The 859-nt window shown below is 44.4% G+C and carries 1 protein-coding gene; it reads right to left on the bottom strand.

Annotated features, from left to right (window positions below):
• Window positions 1–124: 124 nt before the first annotated feature.
• The gene (catB, locus tag DK187_RS20900; protein WP_111609220.1) at window positions 125–757 is read right to left on the bottom strand and encodes a type B chloramphenicol O-acetyltransferase; all 633 of its coding nucleotides are present in this window, start codon (window positions 755–757) and stop codon (window positions 125–127) included.
• Window positions 758–859 lie beyond the last annotated feature (102 nt).

The raw sequence follows: 859 nt of genomic DNA, 5'->3' as shown, positions 1-859 counted from the left end.
TGTCTATTTTACAACACGAATCGAGCAATGGCGTGGGTTTAAGGTATTTTTCTACAGCCTGAACGCCCGGCTTTGAGGTGGACTTGTAGCCGCGCAGCCCCGAAGGGGCGACAACAGCCGTTTGTTAGGCACTTGAACTCTGCCAAATACGGTAAAGACCTGCAATGTCAGACGAACATAAAAAAGGCATTGCTTCTTTAATTTGCTCCAACGGCCAATCCCACCACTCCATTTCCAGTAACATAGTAACTTCCTGTTCTGAAAACCGCTTTCTTATTGCTATTGCCGGGTTTCCGCCAACAATCGTGTAAGGCTCTACATCTTTGGTTATCAAAGCCCGGCTACCAATTACTGCTCCATGGCCGACCTTTACGCCAGGCATAATCATTACCTCCGAACCGATCCACACGTCGTTTCCAATAACGGTATCGCCTGCACGCTGGAATGCATCCATAGATTCTGAAAATGCGGGTTCTTCATTCATGTAGAAGAAAGGAAATGTTGTAACCCAATCATGTCGATGACCTTGATTACCGGCCATAATAAAGGAGGCACCCGTGCCTATGGAGCAAAAGCTTCCAATAATCAACTTATCAACATCGTCACGATCAGGCAAAAGGTAGCGAGCGCAATCATCAAATGAATGCTCATGGTAATAGCCTGAATAATAGCTATAGCGGCCCACCTTGATATTTGGGTTCTTTACCTGTTCGGCGAGAGGTTTTCCCTTAAACGGGCTCTCAAAATAGTTCATCATATAATTCCACACCAAAAATCTGCAACAACATCATTGCCTAACCAAGCTGTAGAAAAATTAAGTTTTTCATGTAAATAATCTGCCTCACCTTGGATTTGTATA

This window comes from Marinomonas arctica, from assembly GCF_003259225.1.
GTDB lineage: Bacteria > Pseudomonadota > Gammaproteobacteria > Pseudomonadales > Marinomonadaceae > Marinomonas > Marinomonas arctica.
The sequence above is the reverse complement of the archived record's forward strand: the minus strand, read 5'-3'. Positions and strand labels throughout refer to the sequence as shown.

Coding starts and splice junctions, on each gene's coding strand:
- catB (WP_111609220.1), bottom strand. CDS start 757: ATGATGAACTATTTTGAGAGCCCGTTTAAGGGAAAACCTCTCGCCGAA.